The 25,647-nt window shown below is 70.2% G+C and carries 25 protein-coding genes and 2 pseudogenes; 4 read left to right on the plus strand and 23 right to left on the minus strand.

Annotated features, from left to right (window positions below):
- Window positions 1–220: 220 nt before the first annotated feature.
- Window positions 221–673, minus strand: coding sequence for a MarR family transcriptional regulator (locus AB0K15_RS45860; protein ID WP_364067055.1), 453 nt, complete (start codon window positions 671–673; stop codon window positions 221–223).
- A gap of 227 nt (window positions 674–900) precedes the next feature.
- Here AB0K15_RS45860 and AB0K15_RS45865 point away from each other — a divergent pair, with 227 nt between their 5' ends.
- On the plus strand, window positions 901–2,157 hold the full coding sequence (locus AB0K15_RS45865) for a hypothetical protein (protein ID WP_364067060.1): 1,257 nt from the start codon (window positions 901–903) through the stop codon (window positions 2,155–2,157).
- A gap of 57 nt (window positions 2,158–2,214) precedes the next feature.
- On the opposite strand, the gene AB0K15_RS45870 is transcribed toward AB0K15_RS45865, so the two are convergent.
- Both AB0K15_RS45870 and AB0K15_RS45875 read right to left on the minus strand, forming a co-directional pair.
- Window positions 2,215–3,300: an extracellular solute-binding protein gene (locus AB0K15_RS45870; protein ID WP_364067065.1), complete on the minus strand. Its 1,086-nt coding sequence runs from the start codon at window positions 3,298–3,300 to the stop codon at window positions 2,215–2,217.
- A 401-nt stretch (window positions 3,301–3,701) separates the two neighbouring features.
- On the minus strand, window positions 3,702–4,280 hold the full coding sequence (locus tag AB0K15_RS45875; protein ID WP_364067070.1) for a TetR/AcrR family transcriptional regulator: 579 nt from the start codon (window positions 4,278–4,280) through the stop codon (window positions 3,702–3,704).
- A gap of 90 nt (window positions 4,281–4,370) precedes the next feature.
- Between AB0K15_RS45875 and AB0K15_RS45880 the strand changes: the two genes are divergently transcribed.
- Window positions 4,371–4,817, plus strand: coding sequence for a DUF1772 domain-containing protein (locus tag AB0K15_RS45880; RefSeq protein WP_364067074.1), 447 nt, complete (start codon window positions 4,371–4,373; stop codon window positions 4,815–4,817).
- 274 nt (window positions 4,818–5,091) lie between these two features.
- Here the strand turns inward: AB0K15_RS45880 and AB0K15_RS45885 are convergent, their stop codons facing one another.
- The 9 genes from AB0K15_RS45885 to AB0K15_RS45925 all read right to left on the minus strand — a co-directional run bounded on the left by AB0K15_RS45885 (window position 5,092) and on the right by AB0K15_RS45925 (window position 13,778).
- Window positions 5,092–5,475: a hypothetical protein gene (locus tag AB0K15_RS45885; RefSeq protein WP_364067078.1), complete on the minus strand. Its 384-nt coding sequence runs from the start codon at window positions 5,473–5,475 to the stop codon at window positions 5,092–5,094.
- Between the two features lie 297 nt (window positions 5,476–5,772).
- A complete protein-coding gene (locus AB0K15_RS45890; protein ID WP_364067080.1) occupies window positions 5,773–6,453 on the minus strand; it encodes a hypothetical protein in 681 nt (226 codons plus the stop codon).
- Window positions 6,450–7,493, minus strand: a complete 1,044-nt coding sequence (locus AB0K15_RS45895) for an LLM class flavin-dependent oxidoreductase (protein ID WP_364067082.1) — start codon at window positions 7,491–7,493, stop codon at window positions 6,450–6,452. Before AB0K15_RS45895 ends, AB0K15_RS45890 begins: the two co-directional genes overlap by 4 nt.
- A complete protein-coding gene (locus AB0K15_RS45900; RefSeq protein WP_364067084.1) occupies window positions 7,493–7,993 on the minus strand; it encodes an SRPBCC family protein in 501 nt (166 codons plus the stop codon). Before AB0K15_RS45900 ends, AB0K15_RS45895 begins: the two co-directional genes overlap by 1 nt.
- Before the next feature lie 192 nt (window positions 7,994–8,185).
- Window positions 8,186–8,668 carry a helix-turn-helix domain-containing protein gene (locus AB0K15_RS45905; RefSeq protein ID WP_364067086.1) on the minus strand — a complete coding sequence of 161 codons (483 nt, stop codon included), beginning with the start codon at window positions 8,666–8,668 and terminating at the stop codon, window positions 8,186–8,188.
- Window positions 8,669–8,837: 169 nt separating this feature from the next.
- Window positions 8,838–10,238 (minus strand): MFS transporter, encoded by a 1,401-nt coding sequence (locus tag AB0K15_RS45910; RefSeq protein WP_364067088.1) that lies wholly within the window; start codon window positions 10,236–10,238, stop codon window positions 8,838–8,840.
- Window positions 10,235–11,956, minus strand: a complete 1,722-nt coding sequence (locus tag AB0K15_RS45915) for a long-chain-fatty-acid--CoA ligase (RefSeq protein ID WP_364067090.1) — start codon at window positions 11,954–11,956, stop codon at window positions 10,235–10,237. The genes AB0K15_RS45910 and AB0K15_RS45915 overlap by 4 nt, the downstream gene beginning before the upstream one ends.
- 94 nt (window positions 11,957–12,050) lie before the next feature.
- The gene (gene npdG, locus AB0K15_RS45920) at window positions 12,051–12,749 is read right to left on the minus strand and encodes an NADPH-dependent F420 reductase (RefSeq protein ID WP_364067093.1); all 699 of its coding nucleotides are present in this window, start codon (window positions 12,747–12,749) and stop codon (window positions 12,051–12,053) included.
- Window positions 12,750–12,779: 30 nt separating this feature from the next.
- The gene (locus tag AB0K15_RS45925) at window positions 12,780–13,778 is read right to left on the minus strand and encodes an LLM class flavin-dependent oxidoreductase (protein WP_364067095.1); all 999 of its coding nucleotides are present in this window, start codon (window positions 13,776–13,778) and stop codon (window positions 12,780–12,782) included.
- A 273-nt stretch (window positions 13,779–14,051) separates the two neighbouring features.
- On the opposite strand from AB0K15_RS45925, the gene AB0K15_RS45930 reads away from it, so the two are divergent.
- Window positions 14,052–15,080 carry an LLM class F420-dependent oxidoreductase gene (locus tag AB0K15_RS45930; RefSeq protein WP_364067097.1) on the plus strand — a complete coding sequence of 343 codons (1,029 nt, stop codon included), beginning with the start codon at window positions 14,052–14,054 and terminating at the stop codon, window positions 15,078–15,080.
- A gap of 24 nt (window positions 15,081–15,104) precedes the next feature.
- Here the strand turns inward: AB0K15_RS45930 and AB0K15_RS45935 are convergent, their stop codons facing one another.
- The 11 genes and pseudogenes from AB0K15_RS45935 to AB0K15_RS45985 form a co-directional block, all read right to left on the minus strand.
- Window positions 15,105–15,614, minus strand: a complete 510-nt coding sequence (locus AB0K15_RS45935; RefSeq protein ID WP_364067099.1) for an OsmC family protein — start codon at window positions 15,612–15,614, stop codon at window positions 15,105–15,107.
- Between the two features lie 54 nt (window positions 15,615–15,668).
- Entirely contained in the window at window positions 15,669–17,123 is a 1,455-nt protein-coding gene (locus AB0K15_RS45940) for an MFS transporter (RefSeq protein WP_364067101.1), read from the minus strand.
- A 41-nt stretch (window positions 17,124–17,164) separates the two neighbouring features.
- Window positions 17,165–17,827, minus strand: a complete 663-nt coding sequence (locus AB0K15_RS45945; RefSeq protein ID WP_364067103.1) for a TetR/AcrR family transcriptional regulator — start codon at window positions 17,825–17,827, stop codon at window positions 17,165–17,167.
- Window positions 17,828–17,934: 107 nt separating this feature from the next.
- Window positions 17,935–18,787: pseudogene (locus AB0K15_RS45950) on the minus strand (alpha/beta hydrolase).
- A gap of 271 nt (window positions 18,788–19,058) precedes the next feature.
- Window positions 19,059–19,649 carry a CGNR zinc finger domain-containing protein gene (locus AB0K15_RS45955; RefSeq protein WP_364067105.1) on the minus strand — a complete coding sequence of 197 codons (591 nt, stop codon included), beginning with the start codon at window positions 19,647–19,649 and terminating at the stop codon, window positions 19,059–19,061.
- The gene (locus AB0K15_RS45960; RefSeq protein WP_364067107.1) at window positions 19,646–20,608 is read right to left on the minus strand and encodes an alpha/beta hydrolase fold domain-containing protein; all 963 of its coding nucleotides are present in this window, start codon (window positions 20,606–20,608) and stop codon (window positions 19,646–19,648) included. The genes AB0K15_RS45955 and AB0K15_RS45960 overlap by 4 nt, the downstream gene beginning before the upstream one ends.
- Before the next feature lie 28 nt (window positions 20,609–20,636).
- Window positions 20,637–21,542, minus strand: coding sequence for an NmrA family NAD(P)-binding protein (locus tag AB0K15_RS45965; RefSeq protein WP_364067109.1), 906 nt, complete (start codon window positions 21,540–21,542; stop codon window positions 20,637–20,639).
- An 11-nt stretch (window positions 21,543–21,553) separates the two neighbouring features.
- Entirely contained in the window at window positions 21,554–22,096 is a 543-nt protein-coding gene (locus tag AB0K15_RS45970) for an SDR family NAD(P)-dependent oxidoreductase (protein ID WP_364067111.1), read from the minus strand.
- Window positions 22,097–22,193: 97 nt separating this feature from the next.
- Window positions 22,194–22,490, minus strand: a pseudogene (locus tag AB0K15_RS45975) (SDR family NAD(P)-dependent oxidoreductase); the annotation flags it as partial.
- Between the two features lie 285 nt (window positions 22,491–22,775).
- Window positions 22,776–23,543 (minus strand): SDR family oxidoreductase, encoded by a 768-nt coding sequence (locus tag AB0K15_RS45980; protein ID WP_364067113.1) that lies wholly within the window; start codon window positions 23,541–23,543, stop codon window positions 22,776–22,778.
- A gap of 269 nt (window positions 23,544–23,812) precedes the next feature.
- Window positions 23,813–24,400 (minus strand): TetR family transcriptional regulator, encoded by a 588-nt coding sequence (locus AB0K15_RS45985; RefSeq protein WP_364067115.1) that lies wholly within the window; start codon window positions 24,398–24,400, stop codon window positions 23,813–23,815.
- A 294-nt stretch (window positions 24,401–24,694) separates the two neighbouring features.
- On the opposite strand from AB0K15_RS45985, the gene AB0K15_RS45990 reads away from it, so the two are divergent.
- Window positions 24,695–25,576 carry a zinc-dependent alcohol dehydrogenase family protein gene (locus AB0K15_RS45990; protein WP_364067117.1) on the plus strand — a complete coding sequence of 294 codons (882 nt, stop codon included), beginning with the start codon at window positions 24,695–24,697 and terminating at the stop codon, window positions 25,574–25,576.
- Window positions 25,577–25,647: the final 71 nt, after the last annotated feature.

Genomic DNA, 25,647 nt, shown 5'->3' on the forward strand with positions numbered 1-25,647 from the left:
TGCGCGAGGCACCGTTCCTGCTCATCGGCGAAGGCACCAGCGAAATCCAGAAAACCATCATCAGCCGCGGCCTCCTGCGCGAATACAAGCCGAAGCCCTGACCCCGGCCGGCGGTCACCGTGTCCCGCGGCCGGGGGACGGTGGCCGCTGCCGGCTGTGCGGTGACAGCGTCGACCCCGGCCTCGCGAACGCCCCGGGTATTTCTCAGCGGACCAGCCGCTCACTCCGGATACGTGAACCGCGTCAGCAGATCCATCAGCTTCGCCGGCTCCCCCGGCCGCAGGTGCGCCACCAGTTCCTGAGCCGGCCCCACCGCGTCTTCGTGGGCCGCGTCGAACGCCTTCAGCCCCGCCTCGGTGATCTCGACCTCGCGCACGCGCCGGTCCCCCGGCACCGCCTTGCGGACTGCGAACCCCTTCTCCTCCAGGTCGTCGACGACCCGCATGATCCCGGCTTTGTCCGAGCGCGTCGCCTCGACCAGGTCCCGCTGCGTCGTCGGCCCGCGATCCACCAGGATGATCAGCACGGCGAAGTGCCGCAGGTCCAGTCCGTGCGACCGCATGGCGGCCGTCATCGTGCCCGCCACCCGCGCGTGCGCCCGGCGCAGCAGCAACCCCAGCGCGAACGGTGAATCGTCCCCCGGCCGACCGGTGGCCCGCGACTTCCCACTCATGCCCACACTCTACCTCGGTTGATACGGTTTCATCCGATACGGAGGTCGCCTGCACTCAGCCTCGGCGTCACACCCACCCCGGCGGGGCTCACATCGTCGCCACCGGGCACGGGTTCCGCCCGAAAACACCGATAAGACCCCAGACTATTCCTAGCGAAGAATTGTACAAGAATCGTACAAACTCGTTTCCCGCCACGGTTTGACACTTTCCCGAATCGCATGCAGAAATGGTTCTCATGCGAATTCCCCGAGTGCTCCTCCTCGTGCTCGCCGTCGCCGCCGGCGCGCTCGCGATTCCCGGTACCGCCAGCGCCGCGTACAGCGATCCCCTGACCACCACGACGAAACAGAGCCTGATCTGGCACGCCACCCCGACCGCCGCGTTGACGGCGCTCGACAACGCGCTGCCCAACGTCAGCCTCAACACGGTCGTCAACGACCCCAGCTACCCCACCACCGGCTGCACCGCCGCCGAAAAAGCCGCACTGCCGAAGGCCCCGGTGGCCACCACGTCGTTCTGCTGGGACACCGACCGTGCGAACAGCGCCACCTGGGTGCCCCAGGGCATCACCACCTCCGGCGACGCCGACGACGACGGCATGTGGGGCGCCGACAAGATCATCCTGTCCGGCTGGCACAGCGGCGACGCCCTCGGCCGCTACGACGACGCCCGCATCATGGCCGTCGACTACGACAACCCGGCCGCCCCCACCAACCGCATGGTGTACCTCGCCGTCCCCAACAGCACCGGCTCGAGTTTCACCGCCGCGAAAGCGCACATGGGCGGCATGGCCTGGTACGGCGACAAGATCTACGTGACCGCCGTCGGCAACACTTCCACCGCCATCCGTGTGTTCAGCACGAAACACATCCTGCAGATGACCGACACGACGTCCAACGCGATCGGCAAGACCTCCGGCGGGTACGCCGCCTACACCTACAAGTACGCCATGATGCAAATCGGCTACTACACCTACGCGGGCGGCACCTGCAGCATGTCCTCCGACACCGGCGTCCCCTGCTTCTCCTCGATGTCCCTGGACCGCACCACCTCGCCCGCCAGCATCGTCACCACGGAGTACTTCGCCGACCAATCCCTCCACGGCCGCCTCTACCGCTACCCCACCGGCGCCGACTACCTCCTGGCGAGCACGGGCACCACCCCCGCCACCGAGGCCTTCCGCAGCTCCGTCGGCAACATGCAGGGCGTGCTCTCGCACAACGGCAAGTGGTACGTCTCCCACAGCTCCGCCACGCTCAACGGCCAGCTCTGGGCCCAGACGACCACCGCGAGCAGTTCGTCGACCTGCGGCTCGCCCGCCACGACGGCCTGCTGGGCAGTTCATCCGGAAGCCTTGACCTACGACTGGTCGACCGGCCTGGTGTGGTCGCAGTCGGAATGGTCGACCACGGACTGTTCCGCCCAGGGCCAGACTTGCGGACGTTCGGTGTTCGCCGTGCCGCTGTCTTCGCTGCCGGCCTGACGGGTTCCCGGCCGGGCGCCACGCCCGGCCGGCGTCAGCGGGTTTCGCCTTTCCGCGTCATGGCGCGCGAAGCGCGGCCTTCAACTCCGCGAGGTAGTTGTTGTAGTCCGCCTGCGCGAGCACGGGATGGCTCCAGGCCGGGGCCCAGGCGGCCGGGTCCCAGACAGCGGGGTCGTTCGTGACGTCCTTCCGGATCGAGGTGTGGTTGGTGATCCGGACGACGGCTTCCTGGCCGGCCTTCGAGACGATCCAGTCGTCGAAAAGCCGGGCGGCGTCGGGGTGCGGCGAGTTCTTGACGACGTCGATGAGGCTGAGCGAAGCCGGCAGCGGGGTGCCGTTGGCGAAGTCGAGCTCACCCGGGGTCTTCCGCTTCAGCGCCGAGGCCTTGTAGCCGTACGCGGTCGCCGCGACGGGCGGCTCGCCCGCCTGGACGTTCGTCAGCGACACGGTGTGGCTCTGCACGAAGCGCGGTGAGTTCGCCCCGAGCGCCTTCAGCAGCGCCAGCGCCTTGTCGTGCCCCATGGCGACGATCAGGCTGTCGTACCAGTTCACCGCGTAGGGGTCGATCGAGAACTGGCCCTTCCATTCGGGCTGCGTCAGGTCCTCCCACGACTTCGGTGCCGTCAGCCCGCGCTGTGCCACGACGGCCGGATTCCACGACAGGACCGTGGTGAGCACGTAGACGACGCCCCGGTACCCGGCCGGCAGCGTCAGGCCGTCCGGCAGTAGCGGCGCGTCCTTCGGCTGGTACGGCTGCAACGCGCCGGCCTGCACGAGCTGGGCGATCTGCGGCCCCTCACCGGAGACGACGTCCGCGTTGTACTTCCCGCCACGCTGTTCGGTGATGATGCGCTGCGGCAGCTCGGATGCACTGGGACGCAACGCGTTCACCTTGACGTTCGGATACGCCTTCGTGAAGTCGGCGATGATGGGCTGCACATCGGTGTCCGCGAACGTCGTGTACCAGACGACGGACCCCTCCTTGGCCGCGGCGGCCGCCAGCTGGGCGGGGCTCAGCTTGTCGGCCGCGGCCTGCGCCGCCGAGTCGTCCGCCGCGCCACCGCACGCGGCGCACGCGGCGACCACGAGTCCGGCGGCGAGCAGGGCTGTGAGCGGCCGTGAGATCGAACGCCACACGTCCATACCCGTCCCTTCGGTCAGGGCGGCCACCGGCCCGCACGGGGCGGCGACTCACCTCGGCGTGAGTGCGGAATCGGACTTTGGCAGTATGGACTATTGGTAGGACTATTTGTCAACCGCCGTTGGCCGGGAGCGGCGTGCGGACGCCGACGAGGCCGGCCTTCGGCGTACCGCAGGGGAACGCCGCGACGACGAACCTTGCCGATCTCGACCGCATCGCGGACGGGGCCGGTGACGGCCGGCATGCCCGCCCCGGGGCCCGCACCGGATGGGGATCAATGCACCGCCGCTTCCGCGGGCGGCGCCAGGTCCGGGTCCGGGGCCAGGGCCGGGGCCGGGGCCGGGGCCGGGCGATTGACCGCGCGCGAGACCGCGGGAACCGACGACGCCGGATGCGTGGCGCGTCAGAGCACGGCGAGCCGGTCCACCAGCAGCCGCGTCCGCTGCTCGGTCTCCGCCGGCGGCAGCCGGCCCGCTCGGGTCAGGGTGGCCAGCCCGTGCAGGGCGGCCCAGAACAGCTCGGTGAACAGTCCCGGGTGGACACCGTCGCCGGCGACCTCGCCGAGGCTTTCCAGCAGGGCCCCGAAGGCGTCCTTCAGCGGCTCCGGGGTGTCCTCGTTCGCGAAGATCAGGCCCCCGTCGAGCTGGAACATGGCGTCGTAGACCGCCGGGTTGCGCTCGGCGAAGTCGAGGTAGGCCCGGGCGAGCGCGGTGACCCGGGCGCGCGGGCCGTCCACGGCGGAGGTCGCGGCCCGCAGCGTCGCGGCCAGCTCGGCGGCACCCTCGAGGGCGACGGCGCCGATGATCTCGCGCTTGCCGCGGAAATGGCTGTAGAGCACCGGCTGGCTGTACTCGATGCGCTCGGCGAGCAGACGGGTGGTGACCGCGTCCCAGCCCTGCTGCTCGGCGAGCTCGCGGGCCGTCGCCACGATGAGCCGCTCGCGGTCCGCCCGTTCGCGCTGCTTGCGTTCCTGTACCGACATGTCCGGAGTCTAGCACCGCTAGACAACCGAGCGGCAGTAGTACTAGCGTTGCTTCATCATCTAGCGCCACTAGATTCCGGAAAGGTCACCATGCTCAGCACGCTCGAGGTCTTCACCATCGTGGTCGTCGGCCTGATGGTGGGGGTGGAGTTCTCCGTCGCCTTCGTCATCAACCCCATCCTCAACCGACTCCCCGACGACAGCAGCCAGCTCGGCCGCGCCCACGGCGGCCGGATGCTCGGCGCGCTCATGCCGTTCTGGTACATCGGCTCGCTCGTGCTGAGCGCGATCTGGGCCGTCGCCGCATGGCATCACCCCGGCACCGGCCTCGTCGTCATCGGCGCCGCGCTGCTGGTCGTGAGCGTGATCATGTCGCTCCTGCTGCTCGTCCCGATCAACAACCGCGGCAAGACGTGGACCCCCGAGAACCGGCCCGCGGACTGGAAAGAGCAGATGAACCGCTGGGACCGCTTCCACTACTTTCGCGTCGGCGTCCTGATCACCGCCTTCGCCGTGCTGGTCGCCGCCCTCCCCTGACCCCGCGGGCGAGCCGCCCCGCCAACGGTCCCCCGCTCACTGAAAGCCCGAGGCCTTCGACGCCGTCGACTCCGTGCCGTACTGGCTTGCCCAGGGCTACGTCGGGAGGCACTCAGGGCTCTGGCTGGTCTCAGCGGCATTGATTCCCACGAGGTCCACGTCCGCTGACCGTCACCCCTCGGAGAACTCTTCTGGGACATCGACGGCGCGGCCGCGCAGGTACTCACCCAAGCCTTTGGCCTGGGAATCGGGGCGGACCGACGCGGGGACGCCCTCACCGAGGAGACCGACCACCACGAAGTCGAGCGCCCGCAGGTTCGGCAGTTTCGAAGCGTCGGACCTCGAGGGCGGCCGCTTCGGGCAGCATGGCTCGGAAGCGAGTTTCGTCGAGGTAGCGACGGAGCCATTCGTACTCCGCGCCGGTTCGGGTCCAGAGGCCGATGTTGGCGCTGCCGCCCTTGTCGCCGGGGCGGGCGCCCGCCACCTCGCCCAGAGGCACGCGGCGAGTCCGGCCGGCGAACTCCCGCGGTTCGACCGCGACGGGGTCCACCGGAGTGAGCCGCGGGCCGGGCTTCGGGTGCGGGATCACGCGCCGGCCGCCGTCGGGCAGGGTGACGCGGTGCCGGACTTCGGCCGCGAGACCAGGCCCGGCAGCCATCGTTACCGCGAGTACGTCCTGACGGGCAAAGGTGTGGACCTGTGGCCGGTCGTCCGCGACCTGTTCGCCGGGGGCGACGAACACTGCTCGGAGAACGGCCCGCGCCGGGAGTTCCGCCACGTGCAGGACTCCGGCCTCCTCGCGCCGGACGGGTCGTGCACGGCGTGCGGCCGCACGATCGCACCGGCCGACCTCATCGTCCTTCCGGGCCCCGGCTACGACGAGCGCGCCGACGACTTCGTCAGCGAAGCGGTTTCTAGAAGCGCACCGCATGCTAGCGCCCTCGCGCTCGGTGATTCAGGCGCCCGGCAAACGGGTCTCGAGGTCGAAGACGGCGTCGTCGTGGTCGGACGTCGCCGGGTCGAGGATCCAGATGTGGTTGCCGTAGGGGCGGAAACCGAGGGAGGCCCAGATCCTGCGGGCGCGGCAGGGCACCGGGCCGCGGGTGGTCACGGTCGGCGCCACCGCGATCAGGCGGGGCTCGGCACACAGCCACGGCAGCAGCCGGCTCGTCAGAAGCCTGCCGACGCCGCCGGAACCTCGCCACGCCGGTGCGAGCACCACGTGTCCGATGAGGACGACGTGGCTGCCCGACGCCGTGATCGTCCCGTCGAGTGCTTCGGAGAGCCGGCCGTACCCGGAACCGTCCGGCTCACCGAAGAGAACGCCGAACGCGGTGAAGCCGCTGTGGTCGGCCAGTTTGGCGACGACATCGCCCGCGTTCTGGAGGTCGACGAGGAGCCCGCCCGCTTCGAAGAACGTGCCTGTCACGCTGCCGTCGGCCGCGCGGCACTCCGACAGGAACGCCCCCTCGGCCTCGGCGCGGTCCGCCGACGCGATCGTGACGCTCGCCTCGCCCGACCAGACCGCCACCCCCGAACCGCTCAGCGTGTCGCCGGTCAGGGACGTGGTCGCGCCGACGGTCATCCGCGCCCGGCCGAGCAGGCCGGCGAGGTCGGGCCGCGAGCGCACCGTCACGCGAGGGCGTGGGCGAGGTCGATCGCCCGGCCGAGGTTGTCCACCTTCTCCGCGACGGTCGCTCCCGCCGGATAGAACCGCACCGTCGTGATGCCGCGGTCCTGCCACGCGGTCAGCCGATCCCGCACCATGCGCTCGGTGCCGATCAGCGTGGTCGCGAAGATCATGTCGTCGGTGATCAGCGCGGTCGCATCCGCGCGCCGCCCCGCCTGCCAGAGATCCCGGACCTCGGCGGCGATCTCCGACCACCCCTGCCGGCTGTAGGCGCTGTTGTAGAAGTTCGTGGTGGCCGAGCCCATTCCGCCGAGGCTGAAGGCGAGATCCTTCTTGCGCGTCGCGGCCACTGCGGCGAGCTGTCCTTCGTCCTCGACGAAATTCACCTCGGCTCCCTGGCAGAGATCGAGTTCGGCGAGTGTCCGCCCCCCACGCGCTGCTCCGGCGGTCAGCGCGTCGAGGTAGGCGGAAGCACCCTCGGGCACGAAGCTGCTGCCCAGCCAGCCGTCCGCGATCTCACCGGCCAGCTCGAGCATCTTCGGCATCAACGCGGCGATGTAGATCGGGATGTCCGGGTTCGCCGGCAGCGAGGTGCGCATCGGGACGCCCTCGCCGCCGGCGCGCGGCACGGAGAAGACCTCGCCCTCGTGCTTGATCTTGCCGCCGGCGAACACCTGCCGGACGATGTCGACCGTCTCCCGCATCCGGCGCAGCGGCCGGTCGAACGGCACGCCGTGCATGCCCTCCACGACCTGCGGGCCGGAGCTGCCCAGGCCGAGCACGAACCGGCCGCCGGACAGCTCCGCGAGCGTCATCGCCGTGGTCGCGATCAGCGTCGGCGTGCGCGTCGCCAGCTGGATCGTGCCGCTGCCGAGGAGCATGCGGTCCGTCCGCGCGGCCAGATACCCGAGCGGCGACGGCGCGTCCGAGCCCCAGGCCTCCGAGATCCAGCAGATGTCGAGGCCGAGCTTTTCCGCCTCCACGGCCAGCGTGACGTTGTCCTGCCAAGAACCGACCAGCGCTTCGATCGTCGTCGCGGTACGCATCAGCGCGCTCCCTCGGCCAGCTCCTTGATGAGGCGCAGGTTCGACTCCAGCCCGGCCTGGAACTCCCCGAGCCGGTTGGCGACGATCTTCCCCTCCTTGTGCGGGAGACGGTCGATCGCGTGGTTGAGGCCGGATCGGCCCGGGCCCATCTGCCCCCACTGGCTCAGCTCGGTGCCCACCGGGCACGACCCGAGGGAGAACCCCCACACCGACGACGGCCGCTCATCCTGGCCGGCGTTGACCTCCCACGTGAACGCGGAGTTCGGCTCGAACTCGATTACCCTTGAAGTCGATTCCCACTCCCCCAGCGCTTCGTGGAAGCTGCGCCCCCGGAACCTCTTGCCGACGCCGGGTTCGCCCGCATCGTCGAGCCAGGTCACTTCCAGCAGCTCTTCGCTGAGTTTCACCATCAGGTGGATGTCGCTGACGAGAGCCCAGACCGCTTCGGGGGTGGCGCTGATTTCGACGGTGGCCCGGGCGGTCGGAAGATCGGCATACATCATCGGAGCCGCTCCTTGATCGAATTGTCAGTTAGTTCTATTATAGAACTTACAAGGTACCTTCACAATGCACTGAAAGCCGTCTTCTTTTCGTGAATTCCCTTTGCCCGCACCAATCCGCTCCGCAAAAAGGCCCCGCCATCGCGTGGTCGCGATGACGGGGCCCGGATCGGGGTTCGCCGTGAGCCCGGATCAGGAGGCGAATCGCCTCCCCTTCTGCTCGACGTACGGGGCATCGCGCCCTTCGACCGTCCGCCCGGTGAACGGCTCACCGCAGTGCGAGCACGTCTCGACCGCGCGGGCGTCGTGGCCGCACGTGGTGTGGTGCAGCAGCACCGGGGGGCCGTCGGGGCCGGACGCCCACTTGTCGCCCCAGTTCAGCAGCTCCATGATGATCGGGAACAGGTCCTTGCCCTTGCGGGTGAGGTGGTACTCGTACCGGGGCGGATTCTCCTGGTACGCCCGCTTCTCGACCACACCGTTGCGGATCAGCCCGTCGAGGCGCTCGGTGAGGATGTTCCGGGAGATGCCCAGGTCCTCCTGCAGCTCCTCGAACCGGTAGTGCCCTTTGAACCCGAACAGGTCGCGGACGATGAGCAACGTCCACCACTCGCCGACGACCTCGAGCGTCTGGGCGATCGAACAGTCGAAATCAGCAAAGCTCTTCCTGCGCATGATGCAACTATACCTCGGGTGAGACCGGTACTGAAGGGGGAAGAAATCGCTGTGCTCGCGGCGGGAAAACATGCACTGTCAGCACTTCCGCCGCCCGTGGCCCACCGGCGCTCGAGGATGAGCATTCGATCAAAGAACTGTCATCCTCGAGCGTTCGCGGAATTCATGATCAGCCCGAGCCGAAGCCCGCCGACGGTGCCGGGATCTCCCGGCCCGGGTCACCGGCTCGGGCGGTCCGAGCCTCACCCTGCCCCGACCACGAAGGCCTCAGAGCGAGCAACGCCCCGATCGTGATGAGGCCCATCACGATCACGTAGCCGGCCACCGAGGCCGAGGTCCCGGTGGACGCCAGCAGCGAGGTCATCACGAGTGGTGCGAACCCGCCGCCGACGACGTTCGACAGCTGGTACCCGAGCGAAGCGCCGCTGTAGCGCACCGCCACCGGGAACAGTTCCGAGAACAGCGCCGCGGTCGGTCCGTACATCACGCCGTTGATGAACATCGCGACGGCGATCGCGACCCCCACGACCGGCGGTGCGGCGGAGTCGAGCAGCGCGAAGTACGGGAAAGCCCAGAGGATCGTCCCGATCGCGCCGACGAGGAACACCCGGCGCCGGCCCCACCGGTCGCTCAGCCTCGACGCGATCACGATCGACACGGCCATCGCGGCGGCGCCGATCATGATCGACACCAGCATCGTGTTCCGCGAGATCTTCAGCGCCTGCGTGGCGTAGGCCAGCGTGCCGGTCGTGTAGACGTAGAACGACCCGCCCACGACCAGGAAAACGCCGATGGTCACGACGATGCGCCGGGGGTGGTCCCTGATCACCTGCAGCACCGGCGACCGGTGCACTTCACCGCGTCCCTTCGCCGCGCGGCGGAAGGCGGGCGTGTCGTCGATCCTCATCTGCACGAGCAGAGCCACGACGACGAGCACGCCGCCGAGGAGGAAGGGAACCCGCCAGCCCCAGGAGAAGAAGGCGTCCGCGGTGGTGACGCCCGCCGCCACGAAGAACGCGGCGCTGGACACGATCAGTCCCAGCGGCAGCCCGAGCTGGGCCCACGCGCCGTAGGCGCCGCGCTTCCCCCGCGGTGCGTACTCGGTGGCGAGCAGGACCGCGCCGCCCCATTGGCCGCCGAGGGCCAGCCCCTGGCTGATCCGCAGGACGAGCAGGACCGCCGGCGCGGCGATGCCGATCGCGGCGAACCCGGGGAGCACACCGATGGCGAAAGTCGCCGTCGCCATCAGCGCCAGCGCGATGACCAGCGCTTTCTTGCGGCCGTGCCGATCGCCCAGATGGCCGAACAGCGCGCCGCCCACCGGACGCGCCACGAACCCCACCGCGATCGTCGCGAACGAGGACAGCGTCGCCGCGAGCGGGCTGAACGAGGCGCTGAAGAAGACCCGCGGGAAGACGAGCGCCGCCGCGGTCGTGTAGAGGAAGAAGTCGTACCACTCCGTCGACTGGCCCAGCAGGGTCGCGATCCGCACTCGCCTCAGCTCGGCGGGACTGATCGCCGGCTCGTCCGGCGGTGAGCCCGTGGGGAAGCGGGCGTTGTTCGAGTTCATGACAGGCCTCCGGTTCCTCGGTGACGCGCGGTCGCGATCGGTTCGGTGTCCCGGAACGACGCCGGGAGAGCGGGCACCGGCGCGCCGGCGACCTGTGCCGAGCCCGGCACGTGCTCGATGTGCAGCTCCCCCGAAGCGGCGACAGCGCGAAGCCGCTTTTTGTCGATTTTGCCGACGCTGGTGCGAGGCAGCGTTTCCGCCCGCACCCAGCGTTCGGGCAGCCACCAGCGGGGCACGGACGCCGCCAGGTGACCTCGCAGGTCGGCCATCGACGCGGTGGCCGTCTCGGTCAGGACGATCACCGCCAGCGGACGTTCCTCCCAGCGCGGGTCGGGCACGCCGATCACCGCGGACTCGGCCACGTCCGGGTGGGCGTCGAGGTGGTTCTCCAGCGCCACCGAGGAAATCCACTCGCCGCCGGACTTGATGACGTCCTTCGACCGGTCGGTGATCCGGAAGTACCCGTGGCGATCAAGCGCACCCAGATCGCCGGTGCGCAGCCAGCCGTCGGCGCTGAAGCGGTCCTCGCTCGTGCCTCCGACGTACGAGCCGGTGACCCACGGCCCGCGCATCTGCAGTTCGCCGACCGACTCGCCGTCGCGAGGCAGGACGGTGCCGAACTCGTCCACGACGCGCATCTCGACGCCGGGCAGCAACCGGCCGGACCAGCCGCGCCAGGGTTTCGCCGGATCGGTCAGGTCACGCGCCGGGGGGAGTGAGATCCCACCCCACGGGCTGACCTCGGTCATCCCCCAGCCCTGGAAGAGATTCGTGCCGTGCACCCGCTCGTAGTAGTCGATGAGAGCGGGAGCCACCGACGAGCCGGCGCACACGATGGAGTCCAAAGAGGACAGGTCCACCGGGTGCGTTTCCGCGTAGGACTTGACCTGCGCCCAGATGAGCGGGATCGAAACCGCCAGCGTCGGCTTCGCCGCGGCGGTCAGCGCCGCAACCGCCGCGGCGCTCACGTCCCGACCCGGGAGCACGATCCCCGCGCCGGTGAGCAGGGCCGCGTGTGGCAGGCCCCAGCCGTTGACGTGGAACATCGGGGTGATCTGCAGGATCCGGTCCCGGTCGGACAGCGCGAACGCGGCGCCCGAGCTGATCGCGAGCGCGTGCAGCCAGATCGAGCGGTGGCTGTAGACCACCCCCTTCGGCAGTCCCGTCGTCCCGGTCGTGTAGCAGACCGCGGCCGGCGCCCGCTCGTCCAGCTCCGGCCAACTGTCGGGGGTCGTGACGCTCGCGAGCAGTTCGCCGTAACCCGGGTGTTCTCCCCTCTCCTCGCCGGCCACCACGAGGGTGTGCACCGAGGGGAGCCGCGGGAGCAGCGCGGTGAGCCGGGGAAGCAGATCGTCGTCCACGATGATCACACCGTCCTCGGCGTCACCGATCACGTAGACGAGCTGCTCGTCCGACAGGCGGGAATTGATCAGGTGGAGCACGGCGCCCATCGCCGGTACGCCGTAGAAGGCTTCGAGATGGGGCTGGTGGTTGCAGCAGAAGGTGCCGACCCGGTCGCCGGGCCGAACGCCGAGGCCGCGCAGTGCGGTCGCCAGCCGGGCCGCGTTCCCGGCGACGGTGCTGAAGTCCGTTTCCCGGACCACCCGCCCCGCGGAGCCGCTCACGACCGGGCTGTCGGGGTGTACGTCGTAGCCGTGACGCAGCATGGCCGCCATCGTCAGCGGGAAATCCTGCATCGTGCTCATGAGCTCGCTCATGGCCCGACCACCTCCACTTCGTTGTGCGAGGTTGAGGTTCGGCTGTGCCACGGGTGACGCAGCCGAGTTGTCCTGGTGTGCCGGCGCGTCCGGCTCAGGCGATGTCCACGTCCTGGTCGATCTCGGGGAGGTTGACCCCGACGAGCCGCACCCCGGCCTGGGTGCGGTACCGCTTGTTGACGCTGATCAACGTGGCGGTGAGGGGTTCGAGCTGACGGGCCAGCCGCAGCGGGCCGGCGACGACCCCGGGCTTCCCGGTGACGGCGGCGCACAGTTCGCCCGCGACGTCGAGCGCGTGCTCGTCGTCGCCGACCATCAGCACGTCCTCGTCCGCGAGGTCCTCCTTGGCGCTCCAGAGCGTCACCGCGGACAGGTGGTGGAACGCGCCCACCACCCGCGCCGCCGGTACGAGCAGCTGCAGCTCCTCCGCGGCGCTGCCGTCCGGCACGTCCAGCCCGAAGGGGCCGCGCCGGTCGAACCCGAGCGGGTTGCAACAGCTCACGATGACCTTGCCGGCCAGGCAGCCCGCGAGCGACCGCACCAGCTCGGCGTGGCCGCGGTACGGCACGGCGAGGATGACGACCTGCGAACCCGCCGCGGCTTCCCGGTTTTCCGCCCAGGTGACGGATTCCGCGCCCGGGAGCCGCTCATTGACCGTCCGGGCGCCCTGCTCGGCGCGCGCCGCGTCACGCGAGCCGATCACCACCCGGCGACCTGCCCGCGCCAGCCGGTAGGCGAGTCCTCTGCCCTGCGGCCCGGTGCCACCGATGATGGCGATGCGCTCTTCTTCCACCCGTTCCTCCTGTTGGCTCCGAACCGGCGATCACAGGTCTGCGATCGCCGGGATGACGCTGTCGCCGATCCGGCGCATGGAATCGAGGATCAGCCCGTGATCGCCGACGATGTGGCGCACCAGGACCGTTTCGAACCCGATCTTGCGGTAGAAACCCAGCCGTTTCACGACGGTTTCCGCCGACCCGACCAGTGAGGTGTCCCGTTCGCGGCCGAATCCGCGATATCCGGCCGCCACGACCGGTTCGACCGCCTCCCACGCCTTCTCGTCCGTTTCCGCCACGAAGATGTCGCGGCGCAGGACCGCCTTGGGCACGCGGCCGTGTTCCGAGCAGATCCGGCTGTAGAGCTCGAGTTGTTTCTCCAGTTCCTCCGGCGGCGTTCCGGGGGCCGTTTCCCAGGCGTCGCCGAGCCGCCCGGCCCGTTCGACGGCCTTGCCGGCCATGGCGGCCACCCAGATCTCCGCCGGGGTACTCGGGATCGGGTTGATCTGCAGGTCGTCGAACTGGAAGAACTCGCCGTCGTGGCTGAACCGCTCGCCGGCCAGGAGCCGGCGCACGACCGTGATGAACTCTTCGCTGCGCCGGCCGCGCGACCCCTTGGCGATCTTGAACGCGTCGAACTGCTCACTCACGTCGCCGTTGCCGACGATCAGGGTCAGCGGCTCCGGCGCGAATGCCGCGAGCGTGCCCACCTGCTCCGCGGCCAGCACGGGGTGGTGGAACGGCGCGAGGTAGAGCAGGCCGACGGGCATGTCGCCGGTGACGGCGAGCATGCGCGCGAGCGTCGGGGTCGGCGCGAAAGCGTTCGCGTACGACGAGGCGTGACTGTCGCCGACCATCAGGAACCCGTAGTTCCACTCGGCGGCGGTCTTCGCGATCTCGAGCAGTTGCCTCGCCTGGAGCCGGACGTCGGTGACACCCAGCGGGATGTCGCTGAACTCCCCGCGGTCGACGACGATTTCGTGGTACTTGCGCAGGGATTCCTCGGACGCAGCGAAGATGAAGCGAAGTGAAGTTCCGAGCTTCATTCACGTTCCTTCCGGTGTGGGCGACGGTGCCCTCCGGCGCGAGGGGAATGGGCTCACGCATGAGGATGAAGTGCGTTTCGTCATAGAACTCTAACCACAGCCATCGCACGGGAGCAAGCGTCACAGAGCGAGGTTTTTTCACTTGATCTTGCAGGTCAAAGGGTTTCCCCGCTGGGCGCTCTGTGGTTTCATCAAGCAACTCTTTGATGCCGTTGACGGTGGAGGTTCGCCGCAATTGGCCGAAAATGATCAATCACCGTCGAGGAGGATGGCGTGCGCCTGGGTTGGGACATGGGGTATTGGAGTTCGGCACCGCATCCGTTCCTCGACGAAAGCTCGCGGGAAGCCGAACGGCTGGGCCTGCATTCGATCTGGGCCGCCGAGTCCTACGGCTCGGACAGCCTGACGCCACTGGCGTGGGTGGGTTCGCGAACGACCGGACCGGCATTGGGTACCGCGTGCACGCAAATGGCGGCGCGCACGCCCACCGCGTCCGCGATGGCCGCGATGACCATGGATCACCTGTCCGATGGCCGGTTCATCCTCGGCCTCGGGTCAAGCGGGCCGCAGGTGGTCGAGGGCTGGTACGGGCAGCAGTACCGCAGGCCCTTGCACCAGACGAGAGAGTACGTCGAGATCGTGCGGAAGGTGATCGCACGCGAAGGCCCGGTCGAGTTCCACGGGGAGCACTACACGATTCCCGCGGCCGGCGGCACCGGTTTCGGAAAGCCGCTGCGGGCCAACATCCGGCCGCGGCGGCCCGAAATCCCGATCTTCCTCGGCGCCCAGGGCCCGAAGAACGTCGCCCTCGCCGCCGAGATCGCCGACGGCTGGCTCTCGATGTTCTTCGGCCCCAAGCTCGACGCGTACTACCGCGCGGCACTCGCCGAGGGCTTCGGCCGTCCGGGCGCCCGCCACACGGCCGAGTCGTTCACGGTCGTCGCCAACGTCAACGTGCGCGTCGACGACGACGTGGAGCGTGCGGCGGACGGCCTGCGCCCGCTGCTGGCGCTCTACATCGGCGGCATGGGCGCGGCCGAGGTGAACTTCCACCGCAACATGTTCACGCGGCTGGGCTACGAGGCCGAGTGCGAGAAGATCACCCGGCTGTACCTGGACGGCCACCGCGCGGAGGCGACCGCCACGGTCAGCACGCGGATGGTGGAGGAGGTCGCTTTGATCGGCCCCGCGGACAAGATCCGCGACGACCTGCAGGCCTGGGAGACGACCGTCGTCGACGTCATCAGCGCGAACATGGCGGACCCGGCGACGCTGCGGACCCTCGCCGAGCTGATGGCCTGATCTCCGCGTCCGTTCGAGGACGGTTCAGTTCGCCGCGAGCGTCACGGCGAACTCCGGCGGGGTCCGCAGTGACTGGAACACGACGCAGTAGCGTTCGGTCAGCTTCTTCAGCGTCGCCAGCTGGTCCGGGTCGGCGTCGGTGTCGAGGTCGAACGACAGCCGGATCGCGCGGAAGCCCACGGGGGCGTCCTTCGCGACGGCCAGCGTGCCGCGGAAGTCGAGGTCGCCCTCGGCGCGGACACGGCCGCCGCGCACTTCGAGGCCCAGCGACGTCGCCACCGCCCGCAGCGTCACCCCGGCGCAGGCGACGAGCGCTTCGAGCAGCATGTCGCCGGAGCAGGCGAGGGTGCCGTCGCCGCCGGTCGCCGGATGCAGCCCGGCCTCGACGATCGCACGGCCGGTCTCGACCTTGCAGGAGATGCCGAGGCCGTCCAGCTCGGCGTCGGCGTGCAGCGTGACCAGCGCGCTCTCCGGTTCGTCGCGGTACTTGTCCTTCAACGGGGCCTGGGTCGCGCGCAGCTGTTCGGAATCCATACGCTCGATTGTGCCCACGTCGCGCGCGTTCCGCACCGGGTCGACCGCGTTTGCCTACGCCGGCTCGCCGCCGCCGCGGGAAATCCTTGCGTAGACCGGGATCGCGGCACCGGCCACCACGGAGATGGCGGCACAGATCGTGACCGGCACCGCCCACGAGTGCAGAAGGGCTTGTGGAGACAACGGGTTGACCGTCGAGGTCACGACCGCGACGCCGAGGCCGGAGCCGAGGTAACGGGCCGTGTTGTTGACACCGCTGCCCATGCTCGCGTGGTGAGCGGGGACGGTGGCGACGGCCTGAGCACCGAGCGCGGCGTTGAGCAGGCCGGTCCCGAGGCCGGCGATGGCGAAGCCGGGAGCCAGGCGCAGCAGCGTGGCGTTGTCGTGCAACGGCGCGAGGGTCGCCAGGCCGGCGCCGATGATGATCAGCCCCGCGGCGAGCTGGGTTTCCGGTGTGACGCGCCCGCGAAGGTGCCGCGCGACCAGCGAGACGAGCACGCTCAGACCGGACCAGATCACCAGCGGAACGGCGCCGGCGAGCGAGGAGCCGTGCAGGCCCTGCTCGACCAGGGTCGGGGTGTAGGAGGTCAGTGAGATCACGCCGAACCCGGCGGTGAACGCGGCGACGGTGACCGTGACGAACTGCCAGTTGGTGAACAGGCGGATGTCCACCAAGGGGAACTCCGTGCGGCGTTCGTGAAAGACGAAGCCGGCCACGATGAGAACCCCCGCGGCCAGGAACGCCAGCACCGTCGGCTGCAGCCAGCCGGTCCGGCCGAGGACCAGCCCGGCCAGCAGCGCGCTCGGGCCGGCGATCAGGGCCGCCGCACCGACGTAGTCGATTCGCCCGCCGGCCGCGACGGGACTGGCGGGGTTGGCCGGCAGCGCCCGGAAGAAGACGATCAGGCCGACACTGAGCAGCCCGACGAGCAGGTACGGGCTGCGCCAGCCGGTGGCCGGCTCCAGGAGAGCCGAGAGCAGCGGCCCGATCAGGATACCCACGCCGAGGCTCGCTCCCCAGAGCCCGGTGGCACGCGTGCGCCGGTGTCCGGGGGCGGTGACCTGGGCGATCAAGCCCAGGCTCGTCGCCACCAGGGCCGCGGCGCCGAGTCCCTGACCGATGCGGGCGATGGTGAACAGGGCCGGGCTGGGCAGACCGGCCCCGGCGAACAGGAAAAGTGCTTGTACCGCGGCGCCGATGACGAAGACGGTCCGGCGGCCCAGCCGGTCGGCCAGCGCTCCGCTGACGAGCAGGCCCGCGCCCAGTCCGATGCTGGCGGCGCTGAGCATCCACGTGCGTCCCATGACACTCGCGCCCAGGGTGCTCGCCAAGGTCACCAACGTGCTCATGGGCAACGTGAACATCACCATCGCCAACGCGGTGGCAACGCACGCCAACGCGACCGTCGGCCCCTCCGCTCGAGGCCGTTCCCGGGGCGCCGCGACCGCTGCCTGCTTCTCGACGTCCACTGTCGTCCAGTCCTCCGTCTGAAATATGTCGCTCATCATATTTGCGAAGAGCCTGTGTCATGCCCTGCGAACGCCTGCCGTCACGGCGGCGGTGAACGCCGAGGCGCGTCGCCAGTGCCCGCGGCGTGGAGCCGAGCGCACTCCACGAGCGCGCTGCGGACGGCGTCGAACGGCTCCGGGCTGCGCAACGCCCGCGAGGTGATCTCGGCGCCCTGGACCCCCGCGAGCACGGCATGGGCGAGCTCCGTCGCCGCCGTGGCGCCCAGGCCGAACGCGACGAACTGGACCGCGATCGCGTCGACGATCTCGGTGAACCCGAGACGGCATGCCTCACCGAGGCCTCCGGAAGCCTCACCGACCCCGGTCACCAACGGCGCGATCGCGCACCCACGCCCGTACCCGCTTGCGATCATGCCTTCGCGCGCCCGGTCGACGTACCCGCGGACCAGGTCCGCGGCCGACGTCGCTTCGCCCGCCAGCCGACGGATCTCCCCCAGCTGCTCGCCCGCGTGGATCCCCGCCGTCTCCGCGGCGATCTGCTGCTTGCCCTGGGGAAAGTGGTAGTACAGCGACCCTCGCGGCGCGGCGCTGCGCTCCACCACCTCGGACAGCGACATCGCGTGATAACCGCGCTCCCGGATGATCTCCCGGGCCGCTCCGATCATCCGCTGCCTCGCGTCCGGCCCCTGTCTCACCACGTCATCCCCCTCGTCGGCATGTATGACGACCGACATAGCACCCATCGCAGGGTGCACGGCGGAAACCACGGTGTCAAGGCGGGCCCTTCCGCCGAGTGAGCCGAGGCCACCCGGCAGGTGCAGCGCACGGAGTCCGGCGGGCCGATCGAGGCTCAGCCGAGGAACTCGCGCAGCTGTGCCGGCACCTCTTCGCGCTGTTCCTCGGCTGGAAATGGCCGCAGTTCTCCAGGCCGGTGCCGGTGACGTTGTCGGCGTAGTCGCGCCAGAGGTCGAGCGTCGGGAACTTGCCGAGGAGACCGACCAAGCCCCCAGGACGAGCACGGGCTGGGTGAGGCGCTTGCCCGCCGCGTAGCCGGCGTCGTCGAGGTCGGCGTCGTCCGGGAAGGCCGCGCGGCAGTCGTCGAAGCCCGCGCGCAGGGCGCCCGGCGCGGAGAACGCGCGCACGTACTCGTCGACGTCCTCGGCGGGCAGGCTCTGGCGCTGGAACGTCCAGCGGTCGAAGAAGTAGCCGAGGTACGCGGCGATGTTGCTGCCCGCCAGTAGTTCCGGCAGGTCGGGCTGCAGGTGGAACAGCCAGTGCCAGTAGCCCTTCGCCACATCGGAATCCAGCCGCTTCCACATCTCGCGTGTCGGCGCGATGTCGAGGACGGCCAGGCGCTCGACCTGCTCGGGCCGGTCCAGCGCCCAGCGGTGCCCGACGCGGCCACCGCGGTCGTGCCCGACCGCGGCCAGCCGGTCGAACCCCAGCTGCTCGGCGAGCTGGGCGAGGTCGGCGGCCATCGTGCGCTTGTCGTAGCCGCCGCGCGGTTTGTCGGTGCGGCCGTAACCGCGCAGGTCGGGTGCGATCACGGTGTGGGTTTCGGCGAGCGGGCCCGCCACGCGGTGCCAGCAATGCGACGTCTGTGGCCAGCCGTGCAGCAGGAACACGGGCGGGCCGTCGCCGCCACGCCGGTAGTGCATGCGCAGGTCGCCGACCTGGGCCATCGAGGATTCTAACCGGCCCATGGGGTTAGCCGATACGAGACAGGGTTAACCAGTAGCAGGGTTAGAATTGTCGCCGGGAAATCAGTTTCGATGGTGGCGCAGAGGGCGTGGAAAAGGGATTTTCGCCGCCGTGCGAACCTTTTCGGACGGGCGCGACAGTCGAACCGTCCACGCGCGCGACATAGTGAAGGCCGGGCCATGGTGGTGTCCACTGTGGCCGGCAACCCAGCGGCGAGCCCGGGTCCCGGGCGCGCCACGGATCCGTGCGGACCGGCCGTGCCCCGCACCGCGGTCACCGGGCCGGCCGCGCGAGGCCGGCCCGGGCAGCGGCGCGGGCCCGGGAGGCGCGCAGGTTGATGGCGTTGCCGCAGGCGCGGACGTCGTGCCAGACCGCGCTGTTGTTGCGCGAGCGGTCGTAGAACACGGCGAGGCAGACCGGGCTGCGACAGGTCTTCACCCGCCGCCACTGGTCCAGCAGCTGCGCCCGGTGGACCTCGAGCAGCACCGCGCCCGCGACGACCTGCCACCCGGTGCCCGCGGGCTCGAGCACCAGCCGGCCGCCGGAATCCCACTCGGCGACGACGCTCAGCTCGGCCGGCGATGGTTCGCCCTCGTTCCCGACCACGGCCACGAGCTGGTCACGCAGCGCGCGGAGCTCCTCGACGTCGGCGGCCCTGATCCGAACGCGAGGCCCCCGGCCGCCGCCGGCGGCGGCCCACTCCGCGATCGCCGCGTTCGCCCACTCCTGAGCCGAGCGGACCGACGACAAGAGGTCGTCGTGGGTCCCCCGCGAGCTGCGGCGGGTGTTGAGCAGATCCTGGACGAGGGCGAGCCCGCCCGGCGCCGGCGTGAGGGTGTAGCGCCCGTTCCCCCGCCACGTCATGGCAGCCCCGCGGAAGCCGGCGCCACGGCCAACGCTCGCCGCAGCGCGTCGACCAGGTCGGCCGTCATCCGGCGGGACACCGCGGCGCCGGAGACGAGCGTCGCCCCGTGGAACGTGCCCGGGTACAGGTGCAGTTCCACCGGCACGTTCGCCTGCGCGAGCCGGCGCGCGTACTCCCATGCCTCGTCCCGAAACGGGTCGAACTGGCTCACCGTGACGTAGGCCGGCGGCAGCCGCGTCAGGTCGGTCGCACGTGCGGGCGCGGCGTACGACGACACGCGCGGACCACCGGCCTCGTCGCCCGGGTAGGCGGCCCAGCTCTGCTCGGCGTGGCCGCGGTACCGGACCGGAGTGTCCACACAGGACCGCATCGACTCGGCGCCGAGCCGGTCGTCGAGCTCCGGGGCGCCGAGCGCCTGGAACGCCAGTGCCGGGCCGCCGCAGTCGCGGGCGAGCAGCGCGACGGCCGCCGCCGGCCCACCGCCGGCGTTCTGCCCCGACACGGTGATCCCCGCCGGGTCCACCCCGAGGTCGTCGGCCGTTTCCGCCAGCCACAGCAGCGCCGCGTAACAGTCGCCGACCGCGGCGGGATGCGGGTGCTCGGGCGCGAGCCGGTAGCCGACGGAGACGACCACCGCGGCCACCGACTCGGCGATCGCCGCCGCACCGGCGTGTTCGGTGTGCAGGCCACCGGTCACGAAGCCGCCGGAGTGCATCAGCAGAACCGCCGGCAGGCGCCCGCTCCCCTGCCGCGGCCGGTACACGCGGACCGGCACCGACGGTGCGCCGTGCCGGCCGGGCACTTCGTGATCTTCGACGGTCAGCCCGGCCAAGTCCGGTTCCGGGCGCCGAGCCGCCAGGGCACGCTCGATCTCGCCAGCCTTCCGGGGATCGCCGACGTCGAGGTCCGGGATCCCGGGCAGCCAGGGCGCGAGCTCAGCATCCACCGCGTAGGACAAGGGAACCTCCTCGGTTGGGTCCGCCGCGTCAAGCAGCGGGGACGAAACGCGGCCCACTGCTCTCGAAGTCGGCGCGCTTCTCACGGACGAACTCTTCGACGGAAAGCGGTGGCCGGCCGCCGATCCTTGCGATGACGTCGTTCGTCCCGGCGAACACGCCGTTCCGGTAGTCGAGCGCGACGCTGCGCAGGTGCTGGACGAGGTGCGGGTCGTAACCGCGCGCGAGCATCGACGCGGAGAACTCCTCGACGCCGATGGGCTCGTAGTGCACCGGGTGGCCGAGTTCGCGGGCCATGGCCTCGGCGATGTCGTGGTGGTTCATCTCGACCGGGCCGTGCAACGAGTAGATCGCGCGGTTGTGCGGCTCGGGTTCGACCAGGAGCGCCGCGATCACCTGAGACTGGTCGGCCGCGGCGATCGGCGCGTGCCGGCCGTCGCCGAACGGCAGGCGCAGGTACCCCTCGCCGTCGCGCATCTCCCACGACACGGTGAGCCACTCGGCGAAGAACGTCGGCCGGAGGTGCGTGGTGAGCAGATCGGTCCGGTCCAGCAGGCGTTCGGACAGCCAGTGCTGCCGGGCGGCGTTGCTGCCGGCCTCGCGGCGGGCGGGGGCCTGCGACATGTTCACCACCGAACGCACCCCGGCCTCGGTCGCGGCCTGGGCGAAGATCACCGTGGCCTCCACCAGGCCCGGCAGGATCGGGTGGCAGAAGTACGCACCGGTGACCCCTTGCACCGCGGTCGTCATGCCGTCGAGGTCGTGCAGGTCGGCGACGACCACCTCAGCGCCCGCCTCGGCCAGCGCCCGAGAGCGCTCGTCCTCCCGGTGCACCATCGCACGGGCGCGATAGCCGCGCTCGAGGAGCAGCTTGATCGCCCCTCCCCCAGTCCTGCCGGTCGCCCCGGTCACCAGGAACAGCCTGTCGTCGGACACGTGACCACCCTTCATAGAGCCGAAAATCGTGATCTGGGGGAAGTGCGGCACTCGGCCGGCGGGTGGGCATGAGCCGTTCGTTCCGGACGCGGGAGCCGATCACCACGGGCCGCCGTGAGCCGACGGCAGGGCCCGAGCGGCACGCCGGGTGGGTGCGCCGCTCGGGCGGACGATGACCAGTCGATTTCGCGCATCAGGAACGGCCTGTCCTCCGGTGCCACCTTGCGCGCCTCGAGGACCTGCTCGGCGGGCGCGCCGGCCGGCACGCGCAGCGCGGGTTCGGCTTGCTCGATCGTGTCGGCGACCGTGGCCGCCACCGCCTCCCGGGTGACCGCCTCGCCGCGGAGAACGCCCAGCGCCTCGACCAGCGGTGTGTAGGGATCACCGTCCGGCAGGCACACCTTCGCCGGCCCGCCGCTGCCCGAGGAAACCACGCCGGGCTGCACGATGCTCACCTTGACACCGAAGTGACCGGCCTCGATCGACAGAGTTTCGGCAAGCGCCTCCAGCGCCCACTTCGTCGCCCCGTACGGACCGACCAGCGGCAGCACCATGCGCCCCTGGATGCTCGAGACGAACACGAGCCGCCCCGCTCCCCGCTCCCCGCGCCCGCATGGCCGGCAGGACGGCCTGCGCCACGCGCAGCGCCCCCACGGTGTTGAGCTGGAAGAGCCGCTCGAACTCGTCGAGCGGGACGCTCTCCAGCGGCACGCGCACGGTCGTACCGGCATTGCTCACGAGGACGTCGACTTCCCCGGCTTCGCGGATCGCCGCGTCGACGCTGTCCTGATCGGTGACGTCGAGGCGCAGTCGCTGGTCCACCGGCAGATCAGCGAGCGTCTCGGGACGACGCGCGGTGGCGATCACCCGGTGGCCGCGACCGGCCAGCTCGATCGCGATGGCACGGCCGATGCCCCTGGACGCGCCGGTGACGAGGACGGACGACATCGTGATTCTCCTTGTTCTGAATGCTGTTCGCCGCAGTGCTGAAGGCACAGCCCGCACCGCGGCGTGGGTCACCGGTCGGCGTCGGCTCCGCGCTCGACGCGCCCTGGTGTTCGGTGGCACGATTCCGTCCACATCGGACGGTCAGATTCTTCGAGGACCGCTCCCGCCCTCGGACGGTCGCCCAGGTCTATTCGGAACGACCCCATCGACTACCGTCGTCGAGGCAGGCCATCCGCGCCCGTTGATCGGCCCTTCGGGAATGCCGGGGCCGGACGGGCGGACGGTTCACCAGTTGACGGCGTAGGGGAAGAAGACCTCGCCCTCGGGCGCGGCTTTGCGGGCAGCCAGGATCTCGGTGGCGGCCGCGCCGGCCGGCACGCGCAGCGGCGGGTTCTCCTGCTCGATCGTGTCGGCCACGACCTTGGCCACCTCTTCCGGGGTCACGACCTCGCCGCGGGTCTTGACCAGCTCGTCGAACAGCGGACCGTACGGGTCGTCGTCGGCCCGGTACACCTTGGCCTTCGCGCCGCCGTTGGTGGCCACCACACCCGGCTGGACCAGGCTGACCTTCACCCCGAAGTGCCCGGCTTCGATGGCCAGCACCTCGGCCATGGCCTCCACCGCCCACTTGCTCATCCCGTACGGGCCGATGATCGGCAGCACCATCCGCCCCTGGATGCTGGACACGAACACCAGGTGGCCGGAGCCACGTTCGCGCATGCCGGGCAGCGCGGCCTGGACGACGCGCAGCGCGCCCAGCGCGTTCAGGTCGAACAGCCTGGCGACCTCGGACACCGGGACGCTCTCCAGCGGGGCCCGCATGGTCTCACCGGCGTTGTTGATCACGACGTCGATCTCGCCCGCCGCGGCGATCGCGGCGTCCACACTGGACTGATCGGTCACGTCCAGGCGGAGGCGCTCGGCGAGGGGGAGGTCGGCGAGGCTCTCCGGATTGCGCGCGGTGCCGATGACGCGGTGACCACGGCCGGAGAGCTCCAGTGCCATGGCGCGGCCGATTCCCTGCGAAGTGCCGGTGATGAGGATTGAAGACATGTCTGGAAGCTCCAGTTCACTGAGGGGCTGGTGAAGTTCGCGGTGGTGGCCGGCACGTCGCAGCGGGTACGCGGGCCGGCCCGGACCGTCTACATCAGACAGCCCTCTGCGTCTCACCGGTCCGGCTGGACCAGGCCGGGCAAGTGGCCGATCCACCACTCCGGTCCTCCGATGGCGGCGGGGCGCCATCACCGACGAGGCTAGCACGTATATATACCGACCGACATACTCGAGGCGCCGCGTTCAGGTGATTCACCCAACTTCGAGTATCAGCCGCGGGCGGCGGCGAGAGCGCGAGCCCGGGCGACCACGGTGTCGCGGATCGCGTTGAACGGCTCGGGACTGTGCAACGCGCGCGAGGTCACCATCGCGCCCTCGACACCCGCCACGGTCGCGTGCGCCAGCTCCCGGGCGTCGGCCGCCTCGGCCCCGAGCACGACCAGCTGCAGCGCGAGCGTCTCGGTCATGAGGACGAATGCCCGCCGGCTGGCGGCACCGAGTTCCTCCGAGGTCTCCCCGACCTCGAGCACCAGGGGCGCGATAGTGCAACCACGCCCATAACCGCTGGCCAGCATGCCTTCACGGGCCAGCTCGACGTAGGCCCGGACCAGATCCTCGGCCGACGTAGCCTCACCGGCGAGCTGGTTGATCAGGTCGACCTGCTCACGCGTGTGCGCCTCGGCCGCTTCGGCGGCCATCTGAACCTTGCCTTGGGGAAAGTGGTAGTACACCGACCCGCGCGGGGAGGCGCTGCGCTCGACCACGTCGGACAGCGCCATGGAGTGGTAGCCGTGTTCGCGGATGAGCTGGCGGGCGGCCCCGACCATGCGCCGCTTGGTGTCTGACCGTCTGACCATGCCGCGAGTGTACCTCGGTTGCCTGTATGACGCCCGACATATTTAGTCGCCCTCAGCGTTATGTCGATCGACATAACAGGCTGCGCCGGCAGGCGATCCCGCCCGGGGCCGTTGCCCGCCATCCCGGACCGCACTCGCGTCGGCCGGTCAGTTCCGCATCATCCCCATCTCACGAGGAGTCGCACCATGAGCCGCCGTACGCTTCCACCAGATCGGCGGCACTGAAGTACTCCAGCTCGAAGACGTGCCCGAGCCGAAGCCGGGCGCCGGCGAGGTCCTGATCCACGCCCGCGCGTGGGCCTCAACCGAGCGGATTCCCTGTTCCGCCAAGGACAGTACAGTGTCGCCCCCGTCTTCCCCGCCGGCCTGGGGTTCGAGGTCGCAGGGGTGATCGAGGCCGTCGGCGAGGGGGTCGACGAATTCCGGGCCGGCCAAGCGGTCAGCGTGGTGCCCGGCTTCAACCTGCTCGACTACCCGATGCACGGTGAAGCGGTCCTCGCACCTGTGAACGCTGTCGTCGCCCACCCCGAACAGCTCTCCTTCGAGCAGGCGGCCTCGGCGTGGATGCAGTACATCACCGCCTACGGCGGTCTGGTGGAGATCGCGAACACGCAACCCGGGGACACCGTGGTGATCTCGGCCGCGTCCAGCAGCGTCGGCCTCGCGGCCATCCAGATCGCCCGGCGAGCGGGCGCGCAAGCCGTCGCGCTGACGCGCACCGGCACGAAGCGGCAGCAACTGCTGGACGCCGGAGCCGACGTGGTGATCGCCACCACCGAAGAGGATGTCGTCGCCCGTATCCGGGACCTGACCGGCGGGCGCGGCGCGAGGGTCGTCTTCGACCCGGTCGGCGGCGCCACCCTCGCGACCTCGATCGAGGCCGCCGCCCAGGAAGCGATCCTCGTCATCTACGGCGTACTCGACTTCAGCCCGGCAACCGTGAGCGTGATGGACGTGCTGCTCAAGCGGCTCACCATTCGTGGTTTCGGGGTCGCGGAGCTTGCGTCGGACAGCCGGCGGCTGGGTCCCGCGGTGGACTACGTCCGGAAGGGCATTGTCGCCGGCGATCTCGTTCCCGTCATCGACAAAGTCTTCCCGCTGGAGGATTTCGCCGACGCGCACCGCTACCTGGAGCGCAATGACCAGGTCGGCAAGATCGTTGTCGCAGTCCCCTGACGGCCACACCGGCCGCGACAACGAGAGGGGACTTCCTCGAATGAACGAAGATCGGCAACCGGGTTCTGCTC

The sequence above is a fragment of the Amycolatopsis sp. NPDC049253 genome, assembly GCF_040678995.1.
Taxonomy (GTDB): domain Bacteria; phylum Actinomycetota; class Actinomycetes; order Mycobacteriales; family Pseudonocardiaceae; genus Amycolatopsis.

What these genes read in the sequence shown, in the direction of transcription:
- AB0K15_RS45860 (WP_364067055.1), bottom strand. Translation starts at nt 673, where the DNA reads ATGAGTGGGAAGTCGCGGGCCACCGGTCGGCCGGGGGACGATTCACCG.
- AB0K15_RS45865 (WP_364067060.1), top strand. Translation starts at nt 901, where the DNA reads ATGGTTCTCATGCGAATTCCCCGAGTGCTCCTCCTCGTGCTCGCCGTC.
- AB0K15_RS45870 (WP_364067065.1), bottom strand. Translation starts at nt 3,300, where the DNA reads ATGGACGTGTGGCGTTCGATCTCACGGCCGCTCACAGCCCTGCTCGCC.
- AB0K15_RS45875 (WP_364067070.1), bottom strand. Translation starts at nt 4,280, where the DNA reads ATGTCGGTACAGGAACGCAAGCAGCGCGAACGGGCGGACCGCGAGCGG.
- AB0K15_RS45880 (WP_364067074.1), top strand. Translation starts at nt 4,371, where the DNA reads ATGCTCAGCACGCTCGAGGTCTTCACCATCGTGGTCGTCGGCCTGATG.
- AB0K15_RS45885 (WP_364067078.1), bottom strand. Translation starts at nt 5,475, where the DNA reads ATGGCTGCCGGGCCTGGTCTCGCGGCCGAAGTCCGGCACCGCGTCACC.
- AB0K15_RS45895 (WP_364067082.1), bottom strand. Translation starts at nt 7,493, where the DNA reads ATGCGTACCGCGACGACGATCGAAGCGCTGGTCGGTTCTTGGCAGGAC.
- AB0K15_RS45900 (WP_364067084.1), bottom strand. Translation starts at nt 7,993, where the DNA reads ATGTATGCCGATCTTCCGACCGCCCGGGCCACCGTCGAAATCAGCGCC.
- AB0K15_RS45905 (WP_364067086.1), bottom strand. Translation starts at nt 8,668, where the DNA reads ATGCGCAGGAAGAGCTTTGCTGATTTCGACTGTTCGATCGCCCAGACG.
- AB0K15_RS45910 (WP_364067088.1), bottom strand. Translation starts at nt 10,238, where the DNA reads ATGAACTCGAACAACGCCCGCTTCCCCACGGGCTCACCGCCGGACGAG.
- AB0K15_RS45915 (WP_364067090.1), bottom strand. Translation starts at nt 11,956, where the DNA reads ATGAGCGAGCTCATGAGCACGATGCAGGATTTCCCGCTGACGATGGCG.
- AB0K15_RS45925 (WP_364067095.1), bottom strand. Translation starts at nt 13,778, where the DNA reads ATGAAGCTCGGAACTTCACTTCGCTTCATCTTCGCTGCGTCCGAGGAA.
- AB0K15_RS45935 (WP_364067099.1), bottom strand. Translation starts at nt 15,614, where the DNA reads ATGGATTCCGAACAGCTGCGCGCGACCCAGGCCCCGTTGAAGGACAAG.
- AB0K15_RS45940 (WP_364067101.1), bottom strand. Translation starts at nt 17,123, where the DNA reads ATGATGAGCGACATATTTCAGACGGAGGACTGGACGACAGTGGACGTC.
- AB0K15_RS45945 (WP_364067103.1), bottom strand. Translation starts at nt 17,827, where the DNA reads ATGGGTGCTATGTCGGTCGTCATACATGCCGACGAGGGGGATGACGTG.
- AB0K15_RS45955 (WP_364067105.1), bottom strand. Translation starts at nt 19,649, where the DNA reads ATGACGTGGCGGGGGAACGGGCGCTACACCCTCACGCCGGCGCCGGGC.
- AB0K15_RS45970 (WP_364067111.1), bottom strand. Translation starts at nt 22,096, where the DNA reads ATGGTGCTGCCGCTGGTCGGTCCGTACGGGGCGACGAAGTGGGCGCTG.
- AB0K15_RS45980 (WP_364067113.1), bottom strand. Translation starts at nt 23,543, where the DNA reads ATGTCTTCAATCCTCATCACCGGCACTTCGCAGGGAATCGGCCGCGCC.
- AB0K15_RS45985 (WP_364067115.1), bottom strand. Translation starts at nt 24,400, where the DNA reads ATGGTCAGACGGTCAGACACCAAGCGGCGCATGGTCGGGGCCGCCCGC.